Genomic DNA, 20758 nt, shown 5'->3' with positions numbered 1-20758 from the left:
CGCCATGGCCGCGGGGAGCGGCCCCTCGACCGCCGCGACACCATCCCCAGGAAGCGGCGGGAGTGCGGCGCCGACCGCGCTGCAAGTGCTGCGCGCCCTCGACAGCGGGCCGCGCGGGCTGACCGAGCAGGCGGCGGAGGAGCGTCTGGCCCGCTTCGGTGAAAACGTCCTGCCCACTCGGCGCGCCACTCCCTGGCCTCGGCGGCTGCTGCGCGGCCTGCGCGATCCGTTCACCGCGGTGCTGCTCGTGCTCGGTCTCGTGTCGGCGGCGGTGGCCTCCTGGGCGACCGCGACCGTGATCACCTTCCTCGTGGTGGTGAGCTGCGGGCTGCGCATATCCGGCGAGCTGCGGGCCGATCGGTCCATGGCACATCTGCGCGAGCTGGTCGCCACCACGGCGAGCGTACTGCGCCGGGCCGACTCGCGGGACGCCGCTCCGGTGGTGTGCGAGATCCCGGTCGACCAGCTAGTGCCGGGCGATGTGATCAGTCTCGGTCCCGGGGATCTGGTGCCCGCAGACGTACGGCTGCTGCGGGCCAGTGGACTACGGGTGTACCAGGCGGCGCTCACCGGAGAGTCACAGCCCGTCGACAAGTACCCGGTCGACGTGCCCGACGCCCGTTACGGCCGGGGCGTATTCGGGCAACCGCACCTGTGTTTCCAGGGCAGCAGCGTGGCGTCGGGCAGTGGCACGGCCGTTGTGGAGGCAACCGGGGCGCATACGGAGTTCGCGCGCACGCATACGGGTGTCCAGCGGCGCGGCCCCAGTGCCTTCGACCGTTCGGTGCACGGCGTCTCGTGGATTCTCGTCCGCTTCACGCTGCTGACCCCGCCGCTGGTCCTCATGGCCAACGCCGCCGTGGACGGACGCGGCCTGGAGACTCTGCCGTTCGCGGTGGCGGTGGCGGTCGCGCTGACCCCCGAAATGCTGCCGGTCGTCGTCACGACGTGCCTCGCCCGCGGCGCCGCGCTCCTCGCCCGCACCCACGGGGTGATCGTCAAACGCCTGCCCGCGCTGCACGACCTGGGTGCCATGGACGTGCTGTGTCTGGACAAGACCGGCACCCTCACCGAGGACCGGCCCGTCGTGCACCGGGCCCTGGACGCGGACGGCCAGAACGACGCCGAGGTGCTGCGCTGGGCCGCCGTCAACGCCTGGTGGACTCTGCAGCTCGCCGACCTGCCCGTGCCCGACATGCTGGATGAGGCGCTGCTGGATGCCGTCGACGAGGCGGAGGCCATGGCCTACGAGCCGGTGGCGGCGCTGCCGTTCGATCCGGTACGCCGCCTGGCCACCGCCGTCGTCAGCACCCCGGGCCGCCTCGGCACCCACACCCTGATCGTCAAGGGTGCCGTCGAGGCCGTCCTGGAACGGTGTGCCCTCGGCGAAGAGGAACGGGCGAGGCTGCACTCGCTCGCCGACCGCCTGGCCACCGACGGTCTGCGCCTGCTGGCGGTCGCCACCGCCGACCGCACCGCACGCCTCCGCGCCTACACCCACGCCGACGAACACGATCTCACCTTCCGGGGATTCGTGACGCTGCGGGACGAGGTCACCGACACCGCGGCCGCCGCCCTGCGCGACCTCGCCGGCCGCGGGGTGAACGTGAAGATCCTCACCGGCGACCACCCGGGAACCGCCACCCGCGCCTGCCACGATCTCGGCCTCGCGGTCGACGGCGTCCTGACCGCCGACCGCGTCGACTTGCTCACCGACGCCGAACTGGCCGCCGCGGCACGCCGTACCACCGTCTTCGCCCGCTGCTCGCCCGACCACAAGGCCCGCATCGTCACCGCCCTGCGTGCCGATGGACACACGGCCGGCTTCCTCGGCGACGGCGCCAATGACCTGCCCGCCCTGCGCGCCGCCGACATCGGCATCTGCCCGCGCGACGCGGTGGCCGTGACCCGGGACGGCGCCGACGTGGTCCTCGCCGGACAACAGAAGCAGGACAAGGGGGGTAAAGACCTCACGGCCATCGGCCGTGCCGTCACGGCGGGACGGCACGCCGGCGGCAACATCACGGCGTACTTGCGCATCGCCCTCTCCTCCAACCTCGGCAACGTCATCGCGATGCTCGCCGCGGGCGTCCTGCTGCCTTTCCTGCCGATGCTGCCCGCCCAGGTCCTGGTGCAGAACCTATGCTTCGACGCCGCCCAGCTCGCCTTCGCCTACGACCGCCCTCACCCGGCCGCGCTGCGCCGTCCCGCCGTGCTGCGCCCGCGTGGCCTGCTGCGCTTCATCACCGGCTTCGGCGCCCTCAACGCCCTGGCCGACCTGGCCACCTTCGCCCTGCTCGCCCTCGCCATGTACGGCCCCGGCAGCGACAACGACGAGGCGATCTTCCACTCCGGCTGGTTCACCGAGAACCTGCTCACCCAGGCACTGGTCATGGTCCTGCTGCACACGGGCCGCCGCGGCGCCAGGGGCGGACTGAGCCCGGTGGGCTGGGCAGCCGCCGTCCTCGCCGCCGTCGGCGTCCTGGTTCCCCCCTCCCCGCTCGGTCCACCGCTCGGGATGACGGCACTGCCGCTCGCGTACTACGCGCAGCTCGCTGCCGTCCTGACGCTGTACGCGGCCGCGTTGGCGATGGCCATGCGGCGCCGCGAACGACGGCACGCGGAGCGGCTGGGACGTGTCGCGGGGCCGGGATCAGCCGTAGGAGAGGTTGGAGCAGGCGTCGTCGTCGGCGGAGCGGGCGCCGTCGGCCACCTTGGAGGGGACGATGGTCGGCTCGGGTGATGGTGCGGCCGAGGGGTTGTCCGCGTACGACTGGCCGAGAGTGACGGTGATGCCGTCGGCGGACACCGGCTCGAGTCCGGCCTTGGCGAAGAGCCGGGCAACCGTTTCGGCCTGGGTCTTCTGGCCGGGTCCGTAGGTGATCGTGGTCGTGGAGTGGTCCTGGCTCGGTGCGTTGCCGGTGCCGGTGATCATGAAGCCGTGGTCGGTGAGCGCCTTGGCGGCGCGTGAGGCGAGGCCGCCGGTGGTGGTGCCGTTGTGAATGGCCACCGCGATGCCGTCGCCGGAGACCGGCCTGGCGTTCTGTGAGGGTTTGGGCTTCTTGTCGCCGTTCTTTCCGCCGGCGTCCTTGCCGTCGAGGGTGCGGTCGGCTTTCAGAGCGGCCCACAGGGCGTCGGCCTCCGGCTCGACGATGGCGACCCGCTCACCCTGGTACCGCCAGGGGATGGTGATGAACTTGGTGTTGTGCAGGTCGATCTGCTTCATCGACATCGCGAAGGAGATCAGCTTGTTGGCGGATCCCAGACCGGGGTCGACCGTCATGGACTTGGTGGCGGCGTTCGCAAGGGGCAGCAGCTTGGTGGGGGTGAGTCCGTCGCTCTTGATCTTCTTGATGAGGCCGGCGATGAAGGCTTGCTGGCGCTTGATGCGGCCTATGTCGGAGCCGTCGCCGATGCCGTGCCGGATGCGCACGTAGTCCAGGGCCTTCTGTCCGGCGACACGCTGCTCGCCCTTGGCGAAGATGCGCTCGCCGCGGTCCGCGCGGTTGGGGTTGAGGTCCTTCTGGTAGACGTCCTGCGGCACGCACACCTCGACGCCGCCCACCACGTCGGTGAGCTTCGCGAAGCCCTTGAAGTCGACCACTATCGTGTGGTGGACGCGCAGGCCGGTGAGGTGCTCCACGGTGTTCTGCGTGCAGGCAGGATTTCCCTTGGCGGTCTGTCCGACGGAGTACGCGGCGTTGAACATGTCGTGCCGCGTCCTGGTCCAGCTCCCGTCGGGCAGCTTGCAGGGTGGGATGTCCACGAGGGTGTCGCGGGGGATGGACACGGCCACGGCGTGCTTGCGGTCGGCGTACACATGCAGCAGCAGCGCGGTGTCGGAGCGCCCGATGTCGCCCTTGTCGCCGCCGCCCAGCTCGCTGTTGCCTCCGGTACGCGCGTCCGAGCCGATGACGAGGACGTTCTGGCCGTTGGAGAAGTCGTCCGGCCGGTCCCCGGAGATGCCGTCCGCGTCAAAGGTGCTGATGTTGCCGTTTAGCTGCCAGTACACCCAGCCCGCGCCCGCCGCCACGAGCACCAGCAGCGACAGCACTATGGTCAGCGCGATCCGCGTACGGCTCCGCTTGCGCCGCCGGGCACGGGAGGCGTCCCGGCACCGCTCGGTTGACTGCGCCGGGGCGTGCCGCTTGGACGCGGTCTTCTTGCGGCTGTTGGTCATCCGTACACCCCTCGTGCGTCCGGCTCTACACAGGGGACTGCCGACCCCGACCTATGGTTGTGTGATTGCGCAATCTAGCAACTATTTCCCGGGAATGGTTCACGGCCCCACCCCGTGACGTTCTTCGGGCCCAATGACCCGTTTTACGGGGCGAGTTGAGTGACGTCTTTCAAGGCACAGTCCCCCGCCGGAACGCCCACTCCATGGTGGGCTCGATCATGAACCGGAAGATCCGCCGCACGGGTGGCGTGCACAGCACGGTGATCGCGGCTGCGGCGACGAGCGTGACGGTGATCTCGCCGAGGGGCCGGTGCAACCAGCCGGGCCCGCACATGCGGCGCCGGGGCACCCAGGCGCCCGATGGAGCCGGCCGCCTTGATGATCCTGGCCGTGCCGCTCTTCGGCCCGGACAAGCTCCCGGAGCTGATCCAGAACGTGACGGGCTTCCTGCGCAAGGTGCGCGAGCTACAGCGTCAAGCAGGACATCCGCTCCGAACTGGGCCCGGAGTTCCAGGACTTCGAGTTCGAGGACCTGCATCCCAAGAGGTTCGTGCACAAGCACGTCCTGGGCAGCGATGGGCTCGGCCTTGAGGAGCTCCGCGACGCTCTCGACCCGCGCAAGGAGCTGACTCAGATCGCGGACGCGGTGCGCGAAGCAGCGGATATCTCGACAGAGAACGTCCCGGCGGCGCCTGGCGTCGACCTTGCCAAGGACGTGACCCCGGCAAAGAGGGTGACCTTGGCGAAGGAGGGAGCGGCCACGTCGGAGCGTCCGCTCTTCGACCCCGAAACGACGTGACCACCCCTCCTGGGGCCACGCGGAATCCCTCGGCTCCCCCCGGGCCACTGTCGAGCCGATCATCGAGGCGCCTTGTCGGCGGACGCGGTTCCCTGGTTCGCCGGCAGGCGGCCGACTGCTTCGCAGCCGTGCCCCCTGTCGCGCCAACACCCAGGAGACGCGTGCCGTACGGGACTCACCGCCCTGTGGTGTGATCTTCTCGGCCCGCGCGCGCCGAGGAGGGCTCGCCGGAGGCTGCCTGGACAACGCGGGATGAGGGCTGCTCGGCCGTGTCGGTGGCAGCGGACGCCGACGAGGCCGCGGCCGCCTGCCCGCCCTCCTCCTTCATGGCCTTGGCCTCACTCTTGAGGATGCGCAGGGACTTGCCCAGAGACCGAGCGGTGTCGGGCAGCCTCTTCGCCCCGAAGAGCAGAATGAACACAATCGCCACGATCAGCAGGTGCCAGGGTTCCAGTCCATTGCGAAGCACCACACTCACCTCGTTCCTCTTTGTCGGCCGCCGGGAGCCACCCCTTGGCATGCTTGCAGTATTGCGCAACTGTACAACTCGAAGGCGTCACGGTGGAATGGCCCGGCAGGGTCGGCGGCTGCCGGGCGGGCACGGCACCACACGGCATCGCCCAGAGCACGTCGACTCACCGTCGGGCGAGCATGAGCGGCGCCCGGGCAGGCCGCCGAACATAAGGGCTTCCTCGCCCGGCTCACGGGCCCCCGTGGCGACCGGACCGTCTTCACGGTGAACTCCTTCACCGGCCAGTCGGAGGACCTTCTCCCCGACATCACCCCTCACCCGTAACACCTCGCCGCGGCAGATGGCCGGCGGGGCGATGGACCCGCAGCGCTGGGGGTCGTCGGCGGCGAAGAAGACCCAGTCCACCATCGCGTACACGTACGGCAGCAGGGCACCACGGACGACCCCGTCGCGACAGCGTCGCAGGCGCGGTGGCAGCGATGCGCCCTCAGCCATTCGACAGAGCCCCGCACCAGTCAACTAACGCCGTCTCATACTCACGCCCACTGCGACCAGCGGGGTGAAGGAGGGTCGCCGGCGTGGCCGAAAAGCCCTCGGTCCGCTCCCAGTCGGGAACTGTATCTACACCACTGTAGTTTTTCATTCGGCCGCGGACGCGGTCACCGGGCCACCACGGCGCCCGGCGGGAATCAGGAGGACAGCTTGGCTGCGATAGACCTTGGCAACATGGTGGACAAGGCATGGGCCGACAAGGAGCTCTCGGAGATCCTCGCGGCTCCCGTCTCCGCCCTGAAGGGCGTGTCGGACCGTCACGGCGATTTGCTGCGCGAGGCGTTCGGCATCAAGACGGTGGCGGATCTGGCCAATCTGAAGTACTTCCAGTGGGCCTCCACACTCGCCTCGCTGGAATCCGCCACGAAGTAGAACCACAAGCCCGCGGCGGCGCCGGTACAACCGGACCGCCGCAACCTTCGGGCAACACGGACAGCGGTCCTCGAAGCCCTCGGGCAGCTCGAGTTCGGCTTCGACTCCGCCGACCTGAATCTTGGGCGCGTCCACAGCGCCAGACAGTTGAGACAGCATCCCGGCGGAGCCAGCGGGCCGACGCTCCTGGTTCCCGCCCGGAGAGGGCGCGATGCCGACCCTCACCACCGTCACAAGCCCCATCACCAAGGAACGGGTGCCGGCACCCAGGCCCGCGCCACATCGCCGCGCCGGTACCGCACACCCGGAACGACCGAGATCAGCCGGAGGTATACGCACAGGATGTTCGACGCTTTGAAGAACCTCAAGCAGAAGGCCGCGGACCTCGCCGAGAGCCATGGCGGAAAGATCTCCGCAGGGCTGGAGAAAACCGGCGACTTCATCGACGACAGGACCGGCGGCAAATACAGCGAAAAGATCGACACAGGAGTCGACAAGGCGCAGGACTTCGTCGAGCGCCTTGGTGAGAAGAAGGACTGACAGCCCCGGCTCACCCCGAACGGGCAGTCAGCGTCTGCGACAGGACGCGGGCGTGCCGGGGCAGTCTGCCCCGGCACGCCCGCCGTCCAGACTCGCCCCACGCCATCCGAAGCGCCGAACGGTGCGTGTGACCCAAGACACAACAATTCCATAGTTGCGCAACCACTAAACTGTCTTGGATGGAAACCAGCGACGCAACGGGACAGGAAGCCGCGGTACTCGATGATGGCCCCGCAGACGGACTGCGAGTCCGGGTCACCGGCCGACCGCGAGCGATTCAGGTGACATACCCCTGCGAGGTGGATGCCGCGCTCGGCGGCGTGCGCGCGGAGGCGTTGTACATCTACCGTCGGGACCTCCGCGTGGAACACGAGCCGCTGCGGTACGGCTTCGACGCGGCGAGCCCCTGATGGGCGCGGCGCGAAGCTCAGCGGGCGACTCCGTCTTCGGACCCCTGACGGTGCCGGGGCGAGCGTGTTGCCGTCGTCGAGCCGGACGCCAACCCCGCCTCCGCACCCACCAAAGACGCACATGACGCCCGGTCGACCGATGACGACCTGACCTCCCGGTGTATACGCAACCGCAGGCGCCCAGACACGCGTCTTCCCCAATATCTGTAAAATTGCGCAACCGAGCAATACTGCTGTCGGCCAGGTGTGTCCCGACTTGGCCAGGCCGGATGGAGGACATCAACAACATGGGCATCATTAGCTGGATCATCCTCGGCCTCCTCGCCGGGGCCATCGCCAAGATCCTTCTGCCCGGACGTGACCCGGGCGGTCTCATCGGCACCACCCTCATCGGCGTCGCGGGCGCCTTCATAGGCGGCTGGATTTCCGCTCGATTCCTCGACCGCCCGGTGGAGAAACAGTTCTTCGACCTCTATACGTGGGGTGCGGCCGTCGGCGGCTCTCTCGTGCTACTCGTCGCGTACCGTCTCCTGTTCGGCAACTCGCGCGACTGACCCCCACCACGTCCGTGGCCGCCTTCGGCCGGGTGGTCACGGCGGCCATCAGTCCCTGGAAGCGCTGAGACGCAAGTCCTCTCCGCGCTGCATGCCGCTGGCGACCCGGTGTCGGCAGGCTGGGTGCGGGATCACCTGGCCGCCGACCTCGCGTACACGACCGTGACGACGGTGCCGGCCCGGCTGCCGGCCAAGCAAGCCGTCGCCCGTAGGCGGGAGGGACGGTCGTTCCTGTGGACACCACCGGATACGACGCCGCGCCCACCAAGCGCTGGCGGAGCTGCCCAGCACGGAGGTGGGAGTGCTGCCCGACGACTGCGCCGCGCGCTGTTCGCCCACGAGCGCACCCACCTCGCCGCCCGCCACCACCACCATCTGCCGACCGTCCAACTAGCCGCGTGCGCCAACCCGTTCCTGCTGCCCTTGCGCTCCGCCGTGGCCTACACGGCGGAGCGATGGGCGGACGAGGAAGCCGCCCAGGTCGTCGGCAGCCGCAAGGCCGTCGCCCGCGCGATCGGCAAGGCCGCCCTCGCCTCGCGCAACACGCCGGCAGCAACAGTCGCCGCCTTCGCCGCACCCGGCCCCCTGCCACGCCGGGTCACGGCCCTGCTCTGCCCGCCACCCGCGGCACGCGCCTGGCCACCGCTCTTCACCACGGTGGGCATGGCCCTCTGGAGCGCTACTGCCGGCGCCGTCGAATCAGGTTCGAAGGCCCCCAGCCTCCGAGATCCGGGCCATCCCCGGGCCAGCCAGCCCAGCGGACACTGGACACCGAAAAAGGGCGCCTGGCTGACGGTGGTTCGGTCCCTCGACGTTCACACCCTGGACATCGGCGACGACCTGCGCGGCTGCCATCCGGTGGAACCGTATGCCGTGTCCACATCCGAAGTGGTTCGAGCAACGGCGAGGAATCGATGTACCCCAGCGAGGCTGACCGCGCTGAACAGGCCGCCGCCGAACGCGACGCCGAGACCGCGGCCGAGGTCAAGCCGCTGCTCGACGCCCCGCAGACGGCCGCGGCGGGGGTGGCGATGTGGATCTTCGTCGTCGGCCCGCCGATCTGCCTGATCGCCGCGGCGCCGTTCGTATGGGGATGGGGCCTGTTGTCCGCGCTGGACGTCGGCATGGCGGTGGTCGCCTACCTCGTGTCCGGCTTCGGACTCACGGTCGGTTATCACCGCCTCTTCACGCATCGCTCGTTCAAGGCACGGCGGGGCCTGCGGATCGCCCTGGCCGTCGCGGGTTCGCTGGGTGTCGAGGGTTCACCGGTCCAGTGGGTGGCGAACCACCGCCGCCATCACGCCTTCGCCGACCGAGAGGACGACCCGCACTCGCCCTGGCGCTACGGGACCGACACCCGCGCGCTGCTCAAGGGGCTTGTCCACGCTCATATCGGGTGGATGCTGAAGCGCGAGCTGAGCAACCGTGCCAGGTTCGCGCCCGACATCGCCGCCGATCCCGACCTGCGGCTCGTCGGTCGGCTCTTCGGGCCGCTGACCGCCGTCTCGCTCTTGTCCCCGGCACTGGTCGGCGGGCTCGTCACCGGCACCTGGACCGGCGCGCTGAGCGGGTTCCTCTGGGCCGGGGTGATCCGGATGGCGCTGTTGCACCACGTCACCTGGTCGGTGAACTCGGTCTGCCACGTCGCCGGCAAACGCCCGTTCATCAGTCGGGACAAGGCCACCAACTTCTGGCCGCTCGCGCTGCTGTCCTTCGGCGAGAGCTGGCACAACTCACATCACGCCGACCCCACGGGCGCGCGCCACGGCGTCCTGTCGGGCCAGCTCGACCCGTCGGCGCGCCTCATCTGGGTGTTCGAGAAGCTGGGCTGGGTCCATGACGTGCGCTGGCCGAGCGAGGACCGCCTCAACGCCCGACTGCTCCCCGAAGCGGCCGGCCCGTACCCGCCCGCGGTCTGACCCCCCTCACGGCGCGGCGAGAACAGCACTCCACCGGCCCGCATCGGTCCCGCGCCGGCACGTTCAGCTCCTGGGGACGGTGACGACGATCTTTCCGACCTGCCCGCCGGCCTCCAGGTATCGGTGGGCCTCGGCGATGTCCTCCAGCGGGAACGTCCTGTCGACGGTGGGGGTCAGCTCGCCCTTGGCGAGGCCGTCGGTCACGAAGGCGACCGCTTCGGCGCGGCGCCGGTCGTCGGTGGTGATCTCGAAGAGTTCGAATCCGCGGATGGTGAGGTGCTTGAAGAGGACCTCACCGACGTTGAGCGGTGCGGGGGTGCGGTCGAGGAGGCCGTAGAGAACGAGGTGGGCCTCGTGAGCGGCGGCGGTGACCAGGTCGGCCAGGGCCGTTCCTCCGACGGCGTCGAAGATGACCCGGGCGCCCTGGCCGTCGGTCAGCTCCCGTACGCGGGCGGGGACGTCCTCCTCGGCGGTGGCGATGACCTCGTCGGCGCCGGCGTCCAGGAGCTGCCGGCGCTTGGCGCTGGTGCGGGTCAGGGCGACGGCGCGGGCACCGGCCTTGTGGGCGACCTGGATGGCCGCGAGGCCGACGCTGCTGGAGGCGGCGGAGATCAGGACGGTGTCGCCGGGGCGGACGCCCGCGAGGTCGACCAGGCCGCCGTAGGCGGTGATGAACTGCATCCACACCGAGGCCGCCTCCTCGAAGGACAGGCGCTCGGGGTGGGTGACGACCGCGTGCTCCGGGGCGAGGACCGCCTCGCCGTGCACGGCGTAGTCGGTCATGGCGAAGGACGGCACCAGGCTGACCGCGTCGCCCACACTCAGCCCGCTCACGCCGTCCCCGAGGGCCTCGACCACTCCGGCCGCCTCGTAGCCGATACCGGACGGGAAGACGGGGTCGATGCCGTACTGGCCCAGACGGAACATCGACTCCGCCCGGTTCAGGCCCAGCGCCCGGGTGCGGATCAGGACCTCGCCCGGCCCTGGGCTCGGGCAGGGGGACCTCCTCCAGGTGCAGGACTTCGGGTCCACCGGCGTGCAGCATCGCTTCAACCGCTTCCATGAGCTGACCGGCAACGACATACGCCACCCGGAGAGCGCGGCCCTGATCGCGCCGGCCCTGCGGGCCCGCGGTCACGGGCTCGACATGGCCGAGTGGCTGGCCACCGACCTCGAGTTCCACACCGCGATCACACGGGTGGCCGGCAACCGCATCCGCGAACTGGCCATGACCTCGGTACACCTCGTACGGCCGATGACGAACACCGTCTTCGTCGGGCTCCTCGACCGTGACGTCATTCAAGCCCAGCACAGTGCCGTCTTCGAGGCCATCGAGAACCAGGACCCGGACCTCGCCCGCACCCGGCTGCTCGAGCATGTGAACCACCTGGCCGACGTCCGCGCCCAGGCGCTGGCCCACCGCTGGGCGAGCGAGGTGCCGATCTCCAGCCTGCTTTCCCAGGACCAGCCCACGGACGGCTGAACGCCCGGGCGCTGTGGCCGGGCGCTGCGACCGCCGCCCGGGTCTCGCCCCGGGCCGCGAGTCGAAACTCGACGGCCTCAGTCGCTTTGGGCGACCGGCCCGGGGCCGGCGTCGAGCGCGTCGAGCACCGCGTCGCCGTTCGCCCTCGCCCACTCGGTCAGCATGTGGATCGGATCGATCAGTGTCGCCCCGAGTGGGGTGAGTTCGTACTCGACGCGGGGCGGCGCCTCGGCGTAGGCGTGGCGGCGGACGAGTCCGTGCGCCTCGAGCCGTCGGAGCGTCTGGGTGAGCATCTTGCGGGAGATACCGCCGATCAGCTCGATCAGCTCGCCATGGCGCACCGGGCCCCTGCTGAGGCCGTAGAGCACGACCGCCGTCCACTTGTCGGCGATGAGCTCGATCGCCAGACGCGCCGGACAGTCGGCGAGAAAGGGACCACCGGGACCGAAACCGCTCATGGCGCCCAAGGTACCTGGTGGTTCCTATCGAAAATCTAGCCTGGGTTCTCCCCCCTTCGAAGCTGAAAGCCAGGAGAGTCATGCGAGTCATCACCCAGCAGACGCTCGGCGGTCCCGAGGTGCTCACCGTCGTGGACGCGCCCGAGCCCCAGCCCCTCCCGACCGAGGTTCTCGTCCGCGTCAAGGCGATCGGGCTGAACCCGCTGGAAGCGCTCCTGCGCGCCGGCGAGTTCCCCCCGCTGCTCGGCCGGCCGCCGTTCATCCTCGGCTGGGACATCAGCGGCGTGGTCGAGGAGGGGCCGCTGACGTATCGGTTCAGGCCCGGCGACGAGGTGTTCGGGATGCCGCTGTTCCCGCGGGCGGCGAGCGCGTACGCCGAGGTCGTGGCGGCGCCGGCGCTCCACCTGGTACGCAAGCCGGCGTCGCTCTCGCACATCGAGGCGTCGGCGCTGCCGGTCGTCGGGCTGACGGCGTGGCAGGGCCTCGTCGACCTCGGCGGCGTGACCGAGGGCGACCGCGTCCTGGTCCACGGCGGTGGTGGCGGGGTCGGCCACGTCGCGATCCAGATCGCGAAGGCGCTCGGCGCGCATGTGATCGCGACCGCCAGTGGGAGCAAGCGGACGTTCGTCGAGGGGTTCGGCGCCGACGAGGTGATCGACTACACGGCGGTCGACTTCGCCGAGGCGGTCCGCGATGTCGACGTGGTGCTCGACACGATCGGCGGCGACACCGTCGAGCGGTCGCTCGAAGTGCTCCGCCCAGGCGGCCACCTGGTGACGGCGGTCGCCGAGGAGGACTTGGGGCTCGCCGCCAAGTACGAGGCGGCCGGGATGCGCTTCAGCGGCATCGCGGTCGACCCCGATCCGGTCGCCCTGCGAGGTCTCGTCGAACTCGTCGAACAGGGCAGGCTCCGGGTCCACGTACAGGAGACGTTCCCGTTCGAGCGCGTCGCCGACGCGCACCGGCTGCTCGACGGCGGTCACCTCCAGGGCAAGCTCGTCCTCACCGTCTGATCCCGTCGTGGGGACCGCTGGATCTCGATGGGCACCTGTGGCTCCGGGAAAGCGCATTGGGGCGTGGCCCCGGCCGCATGGCCGGGGCCGGCGGTCGGGCTTCGGGTTCAGCGGGCGGTGTGTAGGTGATGCGGGCGTCGCGGCAGTCGTCAGCAAGGCCGGTGAGCCCGTCTGCCGCTCCTGCAAGCCGTGGCGGCGTCGATGTCGTCCTGCCCGCCGGCTGACAGCCCCTCGTCGGCCTCAACTGACCCATCGTGTCCCACGCAGACGTCTCGTGTGAGCAGTTCTGCACAGGTCACAGGCGTGGACGTCCCGGGATGTCGTCACTTGCCCGACACCGATGGCACGGTGCCCCGCTGCTGCGAGATGGTCCTGTCACCAACCACGTCAATGGGAGAAGGACACAGTGAACGGATCCAAAAACCTTGCTGCCATCACGATGGCGACCGCCTTGGCCGGTGTGACGATCGGCCTGGCCTCCCCGGCCCACGCCACGACGACATCCCGGAGCCGCGTCGCCACCTCGGCGGCTTCTGCGGTCTACTTCATCTCCTCCTCACCGGTGACCATTCCGGGCTGCAAGGCGTGGATGAACGGCAAGAAGCCCGGCCCCAAGGTGCAAGGGCTCGTGCAGACCTGGAGCGGCTCCGACTGCGCGATGCGCCTGGAGATCGATCACAATCAGCAGACCAAGTGGGCGGACAGTGCGGGCACAGGAGGGGACCTCAACAAGGCCAGCACCCACTTCCACTACGACGGCCGTGGCTACAAGGCCCGCGTGTGCGTGAACAACCTCAACAACGGCTGGGTTAAATGCGGGGCCTGGTACTGATTCCTGGCCTCGTCCCGGACGTAGCGAGGCTGCTGATCCGCCCCGCGTCGGGCTCGGTATGGGCCTCTCCCCTCGGTCCCGGAAAGCCAAGATCAATCTCACCTGACCGGTGAGTTCGGGCGCGACCGCGGCGAGGATGTCGTCGAACCGGGCGAGTGGATCCTGGGTTCGTTGCACGCGCCCGTCAGTCGTGCTTGGCTCGCCCGATGAACTTTCTGTTGACGGCGAGTGGCCTGCGCAACGAGACGCTGCGGGATGCGCTGCGGGACATGCTGGGAAAGCCGTTCGGGTCGGCGAACGTCGTGTTCGTCCCCACGGCGTCCGTTGCCGAGCCCGGGGACCACGGGTGGGTCGTCGCGGACATGAACCTGCTGCACGGCCTCGGCTGGCGGGAGTTCGACGTTCTGGAGCTGAACGGCCTGCCCCGGCAGATGGTGCTCGACCGGCTGCTTCACGCCGACGTCATCTATGTCGAGGGCGGCAGTCACTACCACCTCGCGCGCAGCATCACCGGCAACGGCCTGGCCGACGGCTTCCTGGAGGCGCTGGAGAGCCGGGTCTATGTGGGGGTGAGCGCCGGATCAATGATCTTCAGCCGGAATCTCACCGGGCACTCCGCCGACGTCATCGGGGACGCCGCGGACCTCCACGTGCTCGGCGCGACGACCGTGAAGCCGCCGTTCGGGCTCTTCGACTGGTATCTCAAGCCCCACCTGTACTCGCCGGATTTCCCCGAGCGGGACGACGCCTGGGCTGATCGCATCGCCGCGCGGGCGGACTTCCCCATCTACTTCATCGACGACGAGACGGGCGTTCGCGTCAGGGACGGCAAGGTGGATGTCGTTTCTGAAGGCCGGTGGCGATTCCATCCGTGACCCGACGCGTGGTGGCGAGCCCCGGACAGGGCAGTGCCGCGCCCGCCCGGCTCCGGCGTCTCGGAGATGAGCGAGCACGAGTACTCGCCTGTGCCGGCCAACGGCCTCCTGCGCGCGGTCGACACATGAGCGACGCACGCCGCCACTCGGCGACGCCTCGCATGAGCGAGGCGCCACTGACCCATCCGCGACGCGGCGGCTCGGCGCTTTCTAGCCCTGGCAGGTGCAGGCGTTCGGGCATCCGCAAGTTTGCTCGCCGGGCTTGGCGATCGGGACGACGAGCAGGGGTTCGGCGCCCGGGATCGGTCTGATGTAAGGCAGTCCCGAGGTGGTGTCGTGCCCGATTCCTCGCAGCAGGTGGCCGGTGCCCTTGGGGAAGACGAACATCACGTGGGGTCCGGCGCGGTACCAGTCCTTGCCCGCGGGGGGCTGCGTGGCATGGGGGTCATCAAAGTCCGCGCCGGTTTCTCCTTGCAGCATGTAGGAGATCCCGATGCGACCGATCGTCGGTGTCTTTCTCTGAGCGAGCTCCTTGAACCACTGCATCATGGTCGGGTCGTTGCACATCGGACCCGGGTGGGGCTTGCCGGGAGGGGTTGGCACACAGGTCCAGTCGGGCGACCCGTCCCGTAGGGCTGTCTCCATGTCCGTGTCGACGACCGTGGCCGACTCCGCGATGTAGGCGGGAGCAGCCCGCATAGCGTCTTTGATCTTGTCTTCTGTCCTGGGCTCCGTGTTGCCTGCCATGGTCTCCGCCGTCCGATCGTTTACCGGCCAGCACGATTACTGAAAGTAGTGGTTATTAACCTGACAGCGCGCGACCGGATCGGCGTGACGTCACGGTGTCGCCGGGCGCCGCCGTTTCAGCGCACTGAACAACTGCCCGACGTTTCTCGGCCTGGCGGCGGCCGTAGCGCCGTTTGCCGTGGCCCCCTGATGCCGTTTGGTGACAGGAAAGACACTCCACACCCACACACGGCCAGCAGAATTCCCATGTCGCCACACCCGCCAGACCCACTGGCAACTACGGGGGAATTCCATGCACCGCTCCATCACATCCGCCGCCGCAGCCGTCGTGCTCGCCGCCGCCCTTGTGGCGTGCGGGGGTTCGGACGGGGACAGCGGCAAGGCCGACGCCACGAAGAGCGCCGGTTCCAGCGGCGCCACCGCCTCCGGCGGTCAGCAGTCGCCGGACGCCACACCCAGCAGCACAACGCCGAGCAGCGCCAAGCTCGGTGACACCCTCTCGCTGGAGGGGCTGCCCGGTATGGGCGCCACGGGCAAGAACGTTCGGGCCGACATCACCCTGACCAAGTACGAGGACAACGCCAAACCGTCGCTGGACGCCTTCGCGGCCCCCGACGGGCAGCGCCTGGTCGCGACGGAGTTCACGATCGTCAGCACCGGCGACGCCACCTACGACGACCCCGGCAACCTGGGGGCGAAGGTCGTCGACTCGACCGGCAAGGTGTACCCCGGTAAGCCCGGCATCCCCACCGCCGGTGACTCCCTGGACCTCACCATGATCCTCCAGCCGGGCGACAAGACCACCGGCTGGGTGATCTTCAACGTGCCGCAGGACGCGAAGATCACGGCCGTGACGTACCAGATGGACTCGCTTCTACAGACCAACGGAGAGCACACCGGCAGGTGGGCCCTGCCCTCCTGAGGCAATCTCCGGCGGCGCCGGTACCGCGGGCACTCTCGTTGACAGGCTCGGCTAACTGAATTAGCTTTTAGCTAACGAAATTAGCCAGAGCTGAGGGATGCCATGACCGAGTACCTTGCCGTCGACGGCGGCACAATCGCTTATGAGGTGGCGGGGTCCGGCCCGCTGATCGTTCTCGCCCACGGCATGGGCGACAGCCGCGCCGCGTACCGTGCGGTGATCCCGCCGCTGGTGGCGGCGGGCTATCGGGTCGCCGCGGTCGATCTGCGCGGCTGCGGCGAGTCCAGCGCCGGCTGGCCTGCCTGGAGCCGCACCGCCATCGCCGGCGACCTGCTCGCCGTGATCCGCCACCTGGGCGGCCCGGCCCTCCTCGTCGGCCACTCGATCTCCGGCGGCGCCGCCACCATCGCCGCGGCGCGCGAGCCCTCGCTGATCACCGCGGTGGTCGAGCTGGCGCCGTTCACCCGCAAGCAGTCGATCCGCCTCGGCGACCTGCGGGTCAAGCGCTTCCGGCAGGGCATGCTGCGGCTGCTCGGCACGGGCGTGTTCGGCAGTGTGCCGCTCTGGCGCTCGTACCTCGACGTGGCCTACCCAGGCGTGAAACCGGCCGACTGGACCGAACGGCTCGGCCGCGTCGACTCCCTGATGCGCGAGCCGGGCCGGATGAAGGCCCTCCAGGGCATGGGCCGCAGCGCCCCGACCGACGCCGGAGCGCAACTCGGCAACGTACGCTGCCCGGTGCTGGTCGTGATGGGCACACTCGACCCCGACTGGGCCGACCCGCACGCCGAGGGTTCGGCGATCGTGGAGGCCCTGCCGTCCGGCCTCGGTCACCTTGAGATGATCGACGGCGCGGGGCACTACCCGCACGACCAGTTCCCCGACCAGGTGGTTTCGCTGATGCTCGCCTTCGTCCGCTCGGACACCGCTCATGCCTAGGGCCGGCCTGGACCCGACGGCCGTGGTCGCGGCCGGGGCCGCCCTCGCCGACGAGGTGGGTATCGCCGGCCTGACGATGGGTCTGCTGGCCGAACGGGTGGGCGTGCGCACCCCCTCCCTGTACAAGCACGTGAGCGGCCAGGAAGATCTCAACCGGCGCATCGCGGCCCTGGCGTTGAGCGAGGCCGCCGACGCCGTCGGCGGCGCGGTCCAGGGGTACGCGGGCCGCGACGCCCTGGCGGCCGCGGCGCGGGCCTTCCGCGCCTTCGTCCTGGAGCACCCCGGCCGGTACGCCGCGACGATCGGCCTGGAACCCTCCGGTCCGGACGATCCGCTGGCCACCGCGAGTCAGCGGCTGCTGGACGCGTTCACGGCGGTCCTGCGCGGCTACGACATCGCCGAGTCCGATGTGAACCACGCCCTGCGCATGCTCCGCAGCCTCTGCCACGGCTTCGCCACGTTGCAGGCGGCGGGCGGCTTCCAGTGGAGCACCGACATCGACGAGAGCTTCGCGTGGCTGATCGCCTTCACCGACCGGGGGCTACGCGCCTTGTGAGAACGCTGCCGCACGGGCCGGGGTGGCCGGGGTGGCCGAGGCGTCCTCGGCGACGACCGCATGGTGGCCCGCGCCGGTCGCCGCTTGCGCGCAGAGCACCCCTCGCGGCCTGCGGCGCCGTAGCCGAGGAGTAGTGATCTCGATATGAGTACGGCAGCGGATACCGGCGGTTCGGCTGGTTCCCTAGCGTCCCTCGCATGGAGAACACCACAACTGCTTCTGACGGTGCGGCCGGACCGGACCGCCGCGCCGCCCCTCGTCCGCGCAGCGCCGTCGGCTGGGCAGGGCTGGTCGTTCTCGCGGTGGGAGTGCTGGTCCTCGGAGTCTTCGTGGGGCTGGTGGGGCCTCTCTTCGCCATCGCTTGCGATTCCTGCCCGGACGGTGTCCGGGGCCCGCAGCGTTTCGGCGATGCGCTGATAGCCATCGCACGGTACGCGGTGCCGTTCGCGACGCTGGGGACCATCGTGGGGATGTTCCACCCTCGAGGTGGCGCCCGAGTGGGCGGCATCGGACTGGGGGTACTGGTCATGCTGCTGTTCCTGATGGTGGCCCTCGGTCAGTCCACCGCCTGACAGCGGCCGGTGGCCTCCTCCACCGGCACGGCGGCGAGTGAAAGTTTCGCGCTGTTGGCCCGGAATATGTGTCGGGGCCGCGAGGCATCGCCCTAGACTTCGTGGGTCAATGTTTCGCAAAACCAGGTACGGCGCGGGGGAGCCCCGTACAAGACGATTGGGTAGCCAGTGCTTCTGAAAACGTTCGGCTGGTCGTTCGCGGTCACCGCGCTCGGCCTGGTCGCGGCGGTGTTCTACGGGGGGTGGACCGGCTTCGGGGTCGTGGCGATCCTGTCCATCCTCGAGATCTCGGTGTCCTTCGACAACGCCGTGGTCAACGCCGGGATCCTGAAGAAGATGAATGCCTTCTGGCAGAAGATCTTCCTCACCATCGGCGTCCTGATCGCGGTCTTCGGCATGCGCCTGGTCTTCCCGGTCGTGATCGTCGCCATCAGCGCCAAGATCGGTCCGATCGAGGCGGTGCGGCTCGCGCTCGACGACAAGGACAAGTACCAGCAGTTGGTGACCGACGCCCATCCGTCGATCGCCGCCTTCGGTGGCATGTTCCTGTTGATGATCTTCCTCGACTTCATCTTCGAGGACCGGGAGATCAAGTGGCTCGGCTGGCTGGAGCGTCCGCTCGCCAAGCTCGGCAAGGTCGACATGCTTTCCGTCTGCATCGCGCTCATCGTGCTGCTCGTCTCCGCGATGACCTTCGCCACCAACGCCCACCAGCACGGCGGCATCCATGCGGACAAGACGGAGACCGTCCTGATCGCCGGCATCGCGGGCTTGATCACCTACCTGATCGTCGCCGGCCTCTCCGGCTTCTTCGAGAACAAGCTCGAGGAAGAGGAGGAGCGCGAGCACGAGGCGGAGGAAGAGGCCAAGAGGAGCGGCAAGAAGGTCCCGGCGGTCGTGATGGCCGGCAAGGCCGCGTTCTTCATGTTCCTCTACCTGGAGGTCCTGGACGCGTCCTTCTCCTTCGACGGCGTCATCGGCGCCTTCGCGATCACCAACGACATCGTCCTGATGGCGCTCGGCCTCGGCATCGGCGCGATGTACGTCCGTTCGCTCACGGTCTATCTGGTCCGCCAGGGCACCCTCGACGACTATGTCTACCTGGAGCACGGCGCGCACTACGCGATCGGCGCCCTCGCCGTGATCCTGCTCGTCACCATCCAGTACGAGATCCACGAGGTCATCACGGGCCTGGTCGGCGTCGTCCTGATCGCCTGGTCCTTCTTCTCCTCGGTCCGGCGCAACCGCAGGCCGGAGGCGGCCGAGGGGGACACCGGGTCCGACGAGAAGGTTGAGATCTCCTCCGGCGTCTGAGCCGGGCCACCGCCACCGCATCGGCGAACCGGCTCGGCTCGCTGATGCGGTGGGCGGGACCCGTTCCGGGACGGTGCCCGATGCGGCGGACGTCCCCTCGAAGCCGCGACCCGAGCCCAGTTGTCAGTGGCCGCTGCGACGATGCCCGGATGACCTCCACGATCTTTGACCGGCTCCGCTCCGGCGGGTTCGAGCAGGCGCTGTTCAGCCACGACGCCGAGACCGGGCTGCGATCCCTCGTCGTCAGCCACGACACCACGCTCGGCCCCGCGCTGGGCGGCGTCCGCATGTACCCGTACGAGGACGAGACCGCCGCCCTCGAAGACGGCCTGCGCCTCGCCCGGGCCATGACCCTCAAGGCCGCGGCCGCGGGCCTCGATCTCGGCGGCGGCTGGAGCGTCATCATCGGTGATCCGGCACGCGACAAGACCGAGGCGCTGCTGCGTGCCCACGGTCGCTTCATCGCCACCCTCGGCGGGCGTTTCATCCCCGTCAACGACGTCGGCACCACACAGGCAGACCTGAAGGTGATCGGCACCGTAGCCTCACCGGTCTGCGCCGACGGCGACCCCTCCCCCATGACGGCGCTCGGTGTCCTCGAAGGGATACGGGCGTGTCTGCGCGCCACCGGTGGCGACGGGAGTCTTCGGGGCGTACGCGTGTGCGTACAAGGCGCGGGCAACGTGGGTGCCGCGCTCGCCCGCCTTCTGGCGGCGGAGTCCGCGGAGCTGCTGGTGTCCGACACCGACGCTCGACGAGCCGATGCCGTTGCCCGAACCATTGGAGCGCGCGTCATCGACCCCGCGACCGCGGCGGTCGCCGAATGCGATGTGCTCGCCCCCTGCGCCCTCGGAGGCGTCGTCAACGACCGCACCCTGCCGGAGCTGCGCTGCCGGATCATCGCGGGCGGCGCGAACAATGTGCTCGCCGCCCCCGAGCACGCCGCCGCGCTCGAGGCCCGCGGAATCCTCTACGCGCCCGACTTCTGCGTCAACGCGGGCGGCTTGATCTTCCTCGAGGAGCGGATCCTCGGCCATGACAACGCTCGAGCGGAGCACCGGGTCCGTCAGGTCGGCGAGCGCGTGGCCACGGTCATCGAGCATGCGCGTCGCTCCGGTGTGCCCCCGACAGATGCCGCACTCTCACTGGCCAGAGCCCGGCTCCACGCGCACTGACGCGCCCGGTGAACCTGTCCGCCCCGGACCGCCGTCAGAACGCCGTCCCGGCGACGACGAGCCCGCGACGACCG

The 20758-nt window shown here is 69.6% G+C and carries 22 protein-coding genes and 1 pseudogene; 18 read left to right on the top strand and 5 right to left on the bottom strand.

Annotated elements, in window-relative coordinates; genetic code table 11:
* Nucleotides 1-4: 4 nt before the first annotated feature.
* Complete coding sequence (gene mgtA, locus ACK1X7_RS39870) at nucleotides 5-2743, top strand: magnesium-translocating P-type ATPase (RefSeq protein WP_390793518.1); 2739 nt, start codon at nucleotides 5-7, stop codon at nucleotides 2741-2743.
* Here the strand turns inward: mgtA and ACK1X7_RS39865 are convergent.
* Nucleotides 2654-4180, bottom strand: a complete 1527-nt coding sequence (locus ACK1X7_RS39865) for an LCP family protein (protein WP_385149767.1) — start codon at nucleotides 4178-4180, stop codon at nucleotides 2654-2656. The genes mgtA and ACK1X7_RS39865 overlap by 90 nt on opposite strands.
* 550 nt (nucleotides 4181-4730) lie before the next feature.
* Between ACK1X7_RS39865 and ACK1X7_RS39860 the strand changes: the two genes are divergently transcribed.
* Entirely contained in the window at nucleotides 4731-4979 is a 249-nt protein-coding gene (locus ACK1X7_RS39860) for a hypothetical protein (RefSeq protein WP_413116408.1), read from the top strand.
* Nucleotides 4980-5154: 175 nt separating this feature from the next.
* On the opposite strand, the gene tatA is transcribed toward ACK1X7_RS39860, so the two are convergent.
* Nucleotides 5155-5448 (bottom strand): Sec-independent protein translocase subunit TatA, encoded by a 294-nt coding sequence (tatA, locus tag ACK1X7_RS39855; RefSeq protein ID WP_385149777.1) that lies wholly within the window; start codon nucleotides 5446-5448, stop codon nucleotides 5155-5157.
* Nucleotides 5449-6153: 705 nt separating this feature from the next.
* On the opposite strand from tatA, the gene ACK1X7_RS39850 reads away from it, so the two are divergent.
* The 6 genes and pseudogenes from ACK1X7_RS39850 (at nucleotide 6154) to ACK1X7_RS39825 (ending at nucleotide 9798) form a co-directional block, all read left to right on the top strand.
* On the top strand, nucleotides 6154-6375 hold the full coding sequence (locus ACK1X7_RS39850) for a hypothetical protein (RefSeq protein ID WP_201856843.1): 222 nt from the start codon (nucleotides 6154-6156) through the stop codon (nucleotides 6373-6375).
* Between the two features lie 342 nt (nucleotides 6376-6717).
* Nucleotides 6718-6915, top strand: coding sequence for an antitoxin (locus ACK1X7_RS39845; protein WP_216341701.1), 198 nt, complete (start codon nucleotides 6718-6720; stop codon nucleotides 6913-6915).
* Nucleotides 6916-7094: 179 nt separating this feature from the next.
* A complete protein-coding gene (locus ACK1X7_RS39840) occupies nucleotides 7095-7325 on the top strand; it encodes a hypothetical protein (protein WP_385113167.1) in 231 nt (76 codons plus the stop codon).
* 287 nt (nucleotides 7326-7612) lie between these two features.
* Complete coding sequence (locus tag ACK1X7_RS39835) at nucleotides 7613-7879, top strand: GlsB/YeaQ/YmgE family stress response membrane protein (RefSeq protein WP_385157943.1); 267 nt, start codon at nucleotides 7613-7615, stop codon at nucleotides 7877-7879.
* A 75-nt stretch (nucleotides 7880-7954) separates the two neighbouring features.
* Nucleotides 7955-8581: pseudogene (locus tag ACK1X7_RS39830) on the top strand (BlaI/MecI/CopY family transcriptional regulator); the annotation flags it as partial.
* Between the two features lie 212 nt (nucleotides 8582-8793).
* The gene (locus ACK1X7_RS39825; RefSeq protein WP_390793467.1) at nucleotides 8794-9798 is read left to right on the top strand and encodes an acyl-CoA desaturase; all 1005 of its coding nucleotides are present in this window, start codon (nucleotides 8794-8796) and stop codon (nucleotides 9796-9798) included.
* A gap of 63 nt (nucleotides 9799-9861) precedes the next feature.
* Here ACK1X7_RS39825 and ACK1X7_RS39820 read toward each other — a convergent pair whose 3' ends face one another.
* Complete coding sequence (locus ACK1X7_RS39820; protein WP_413116407.1) at nucleotides 9862-10830, bottom strand: zinc-dependent alcohol dehydrogenase family protein; 969 nt, start codon at nucleotides 10828-10830, stop codon at nucleotides 9862-9864.
* Here ACK1X7_RS39820 and ACK1X7_RS39815 point away from each other — a divergent pair.
* Nucleotides 10811-11281, top strand: coding sequence for a FadR/GntR family transcriptional regulator (locus ACK1X7_RS39815; RefSeq protein ID WP_413116406.1), 471 nt, complete (start codon nucleotides 10811-10813; stop codon nucleotides 11279-11281). The genes ACK1X7_RS39820 and ACK1X7_RS39815 overlap by 20 nt on opposite strands.
* A gap of 77 nt (nucleotides 11282-11358) precedes the next feature.
* Here the strand turns inward: ACK1X7_RS39815 and ACK1X7_RS39810 are convergent, their stop codons facing one another.
* Entirely contained in the window at nucleotides 11359-11739 is a 381-nt protein-coding gene (locus ACK1X7_RS39810) for a winged helix-turn-helix transcriptional regulator (protein WP_390793470.1), read from the bottom strand.
* 80 nt (nucleotides 11740-11819) lie between these two features.
* Here ACK1X7_RS39810 and ACK1X7_RS39805 point away from each other — a divergent pair, with 80 nt between their 5' ends.
* The 3 genes from ACK1X7_RS39805 to ACK1X7_RS39795 all read left to right on the top strand — a co-directional run bounded on the left by ACK1X7_RS39805 (nucleotide 11820) and on the right by ACK1X7_RS39795 (nucleotide 14459).
* Nucleotides 11820-12752, top strand: coding sequence for an NADP-dependent oxidoreductase (locus ACK1X7_RS39805; RefSeq protein WP_385145903.1), 933 nt, complete (start codon nucleotides 11820-11822; stop codon nucleotides 12750-12752).
* A 406-nt stretch (nucleotides 12753-13158) separates the two neighbouring features.
* Nucleotides 13159-13584 carry a hypothetical protein gene (locus ACK1X7_RS39800; protein ID WP_385145895.1) on the top strand — a complete coding sequence of 142 codons (426 nt, stop codon included), beginning with the start codon at nucleotides 13159-13161 and terminating at the stop codon, nucleotides 13582-13584.
* A 206-nt stretch (nucleotides 13585-13790) separates the two neighbouring features.
* Entirely contained in the window at nucleotides 13791-14459 is a 669-nt protein-coding gene (locus ACK1X7_RS39795) for a Type 1 glutamine amidotransferase-like domain-containing protein (RefSeq protein ID WP_413116405.1), read from the top strand.
* A gap of 210 nt (nucleotides 14460-14669) precedes the next feature.
* Here the strand turns inward: ACK1X7_RS39795 and ACK1X7_RS39790 are convergent, their stop codons facing one another.
* On the bottom strand, nucleotides 14670-15206 hold the full coding sequence (locus ACK1X7_RS39790) for a hypothetical protein (protein WP_413116404.1): 537 nt from the start codon (nucleotides 15204-15206) through the stop codon (nucleotides 14670-14672).
* Between the two features lie 292 nt (nucleotides 15207-15498).
* On the opposite strand from ACK1X7_RS39790, the gene ACK1X7_RS39785 reads away from it, so the two are divergent.
* From ACK1X7_RS39785 to ACK1X7_RS39760, 6 genes are all read left to right on the top strand, one after another.
* Nucleotides 15499-16128: a hypothetical protein gene (locus tag ACK1X7_RS39785; protein ID WP_385145889.1), complete on the top strand. Its 630-nt coding sequence runs from the start codon at nucleotides 15499-15501 to the stop codon at nucleotides 16126-16128.
* A 102-nt stretch (nucleotides 16129-16230) separates the two neighbouring features.
* Nucleotides 16231-17067 (top strand): alpha/beta fold hydrolase, encoded by an 837-nt coding sequence (locus ACK1X7_RS39780; protein WP_413116403.1) that lies wholly within the window; start codon nucleotides 16231-16233, stop codon nucleotides 17065-17067.
* 22 nt (nucleotides 17068-17089) lie between these two features.
* The gene (locus ACK1X7_RS39775; RefSeq protein ID WP_385145913.1) at nucleotides 17090-17623 is read left to right on the top strand and encodes a TetR/AcrR family transcriptional regulator; all 534 of its coding nucleotides are present in this window, start codon (nucleotides 17090-17092) and stop codon (nucleotides 17621-17623) included.
* A 197-nt stretch (nucleotides 17624-17820) separates the two neighbouring features.
* Nucleotides 17821-18195 (top strand): hypothetical protein, encoded by a 375-nt coding sequence (locus ACK1X7_RS39770; RefSeq protein ID WP_385145885.1) that lies wholly within the window; start codon nucleotides 17821-17823, stop codon nucleotides 18193-18195.
* A 168-nt stretch (nucleotides 18196-18363) separates the two neighbouring features.
* Nucleotides 18364-19509 carry a DUF475 domain-containing protein gene (locus ACK1X7_RS39765; protein WP_385145883.1) on the top strand — a complete coding sequence of 382 codons (1146 nt, stop codon included), beginning with the start codon at nucleotides 18364-18366 and terminating at the stop codon, nucleotides 19507-19509.
* Between the two features lie 149 nt (nucleotides 19510-19658).
* Nucleotides 19659-20684, top strand: coding sequence for a Leu/Phe/Val dehydrogenase (locus tag ACK1X7_RS39760; RefSeq protein WP_390793473.1), 1026 nt, complete (start codon nucleotides 19659-19661; stop codon nucleotides 20682-20684).
* Nucleotides 20685-20758: the final 74 nt, after the last annotated feature.

The organism is Streptomyces sp. CY-1 (assembly GCF_047218265.1).
GTDB classification, from domain to species: Bacteria; Actinomycetota; Actinomycetes; order Streptomycetales; family Streptomycetaceae; genus Streptomyces; species Streptomyces niphimycinicus.
The sequence above is the reverse complement of the archived record's forward strand: the minus strand, read 5'-3'. Positions and strand labels throughout refer to the sequence as shown.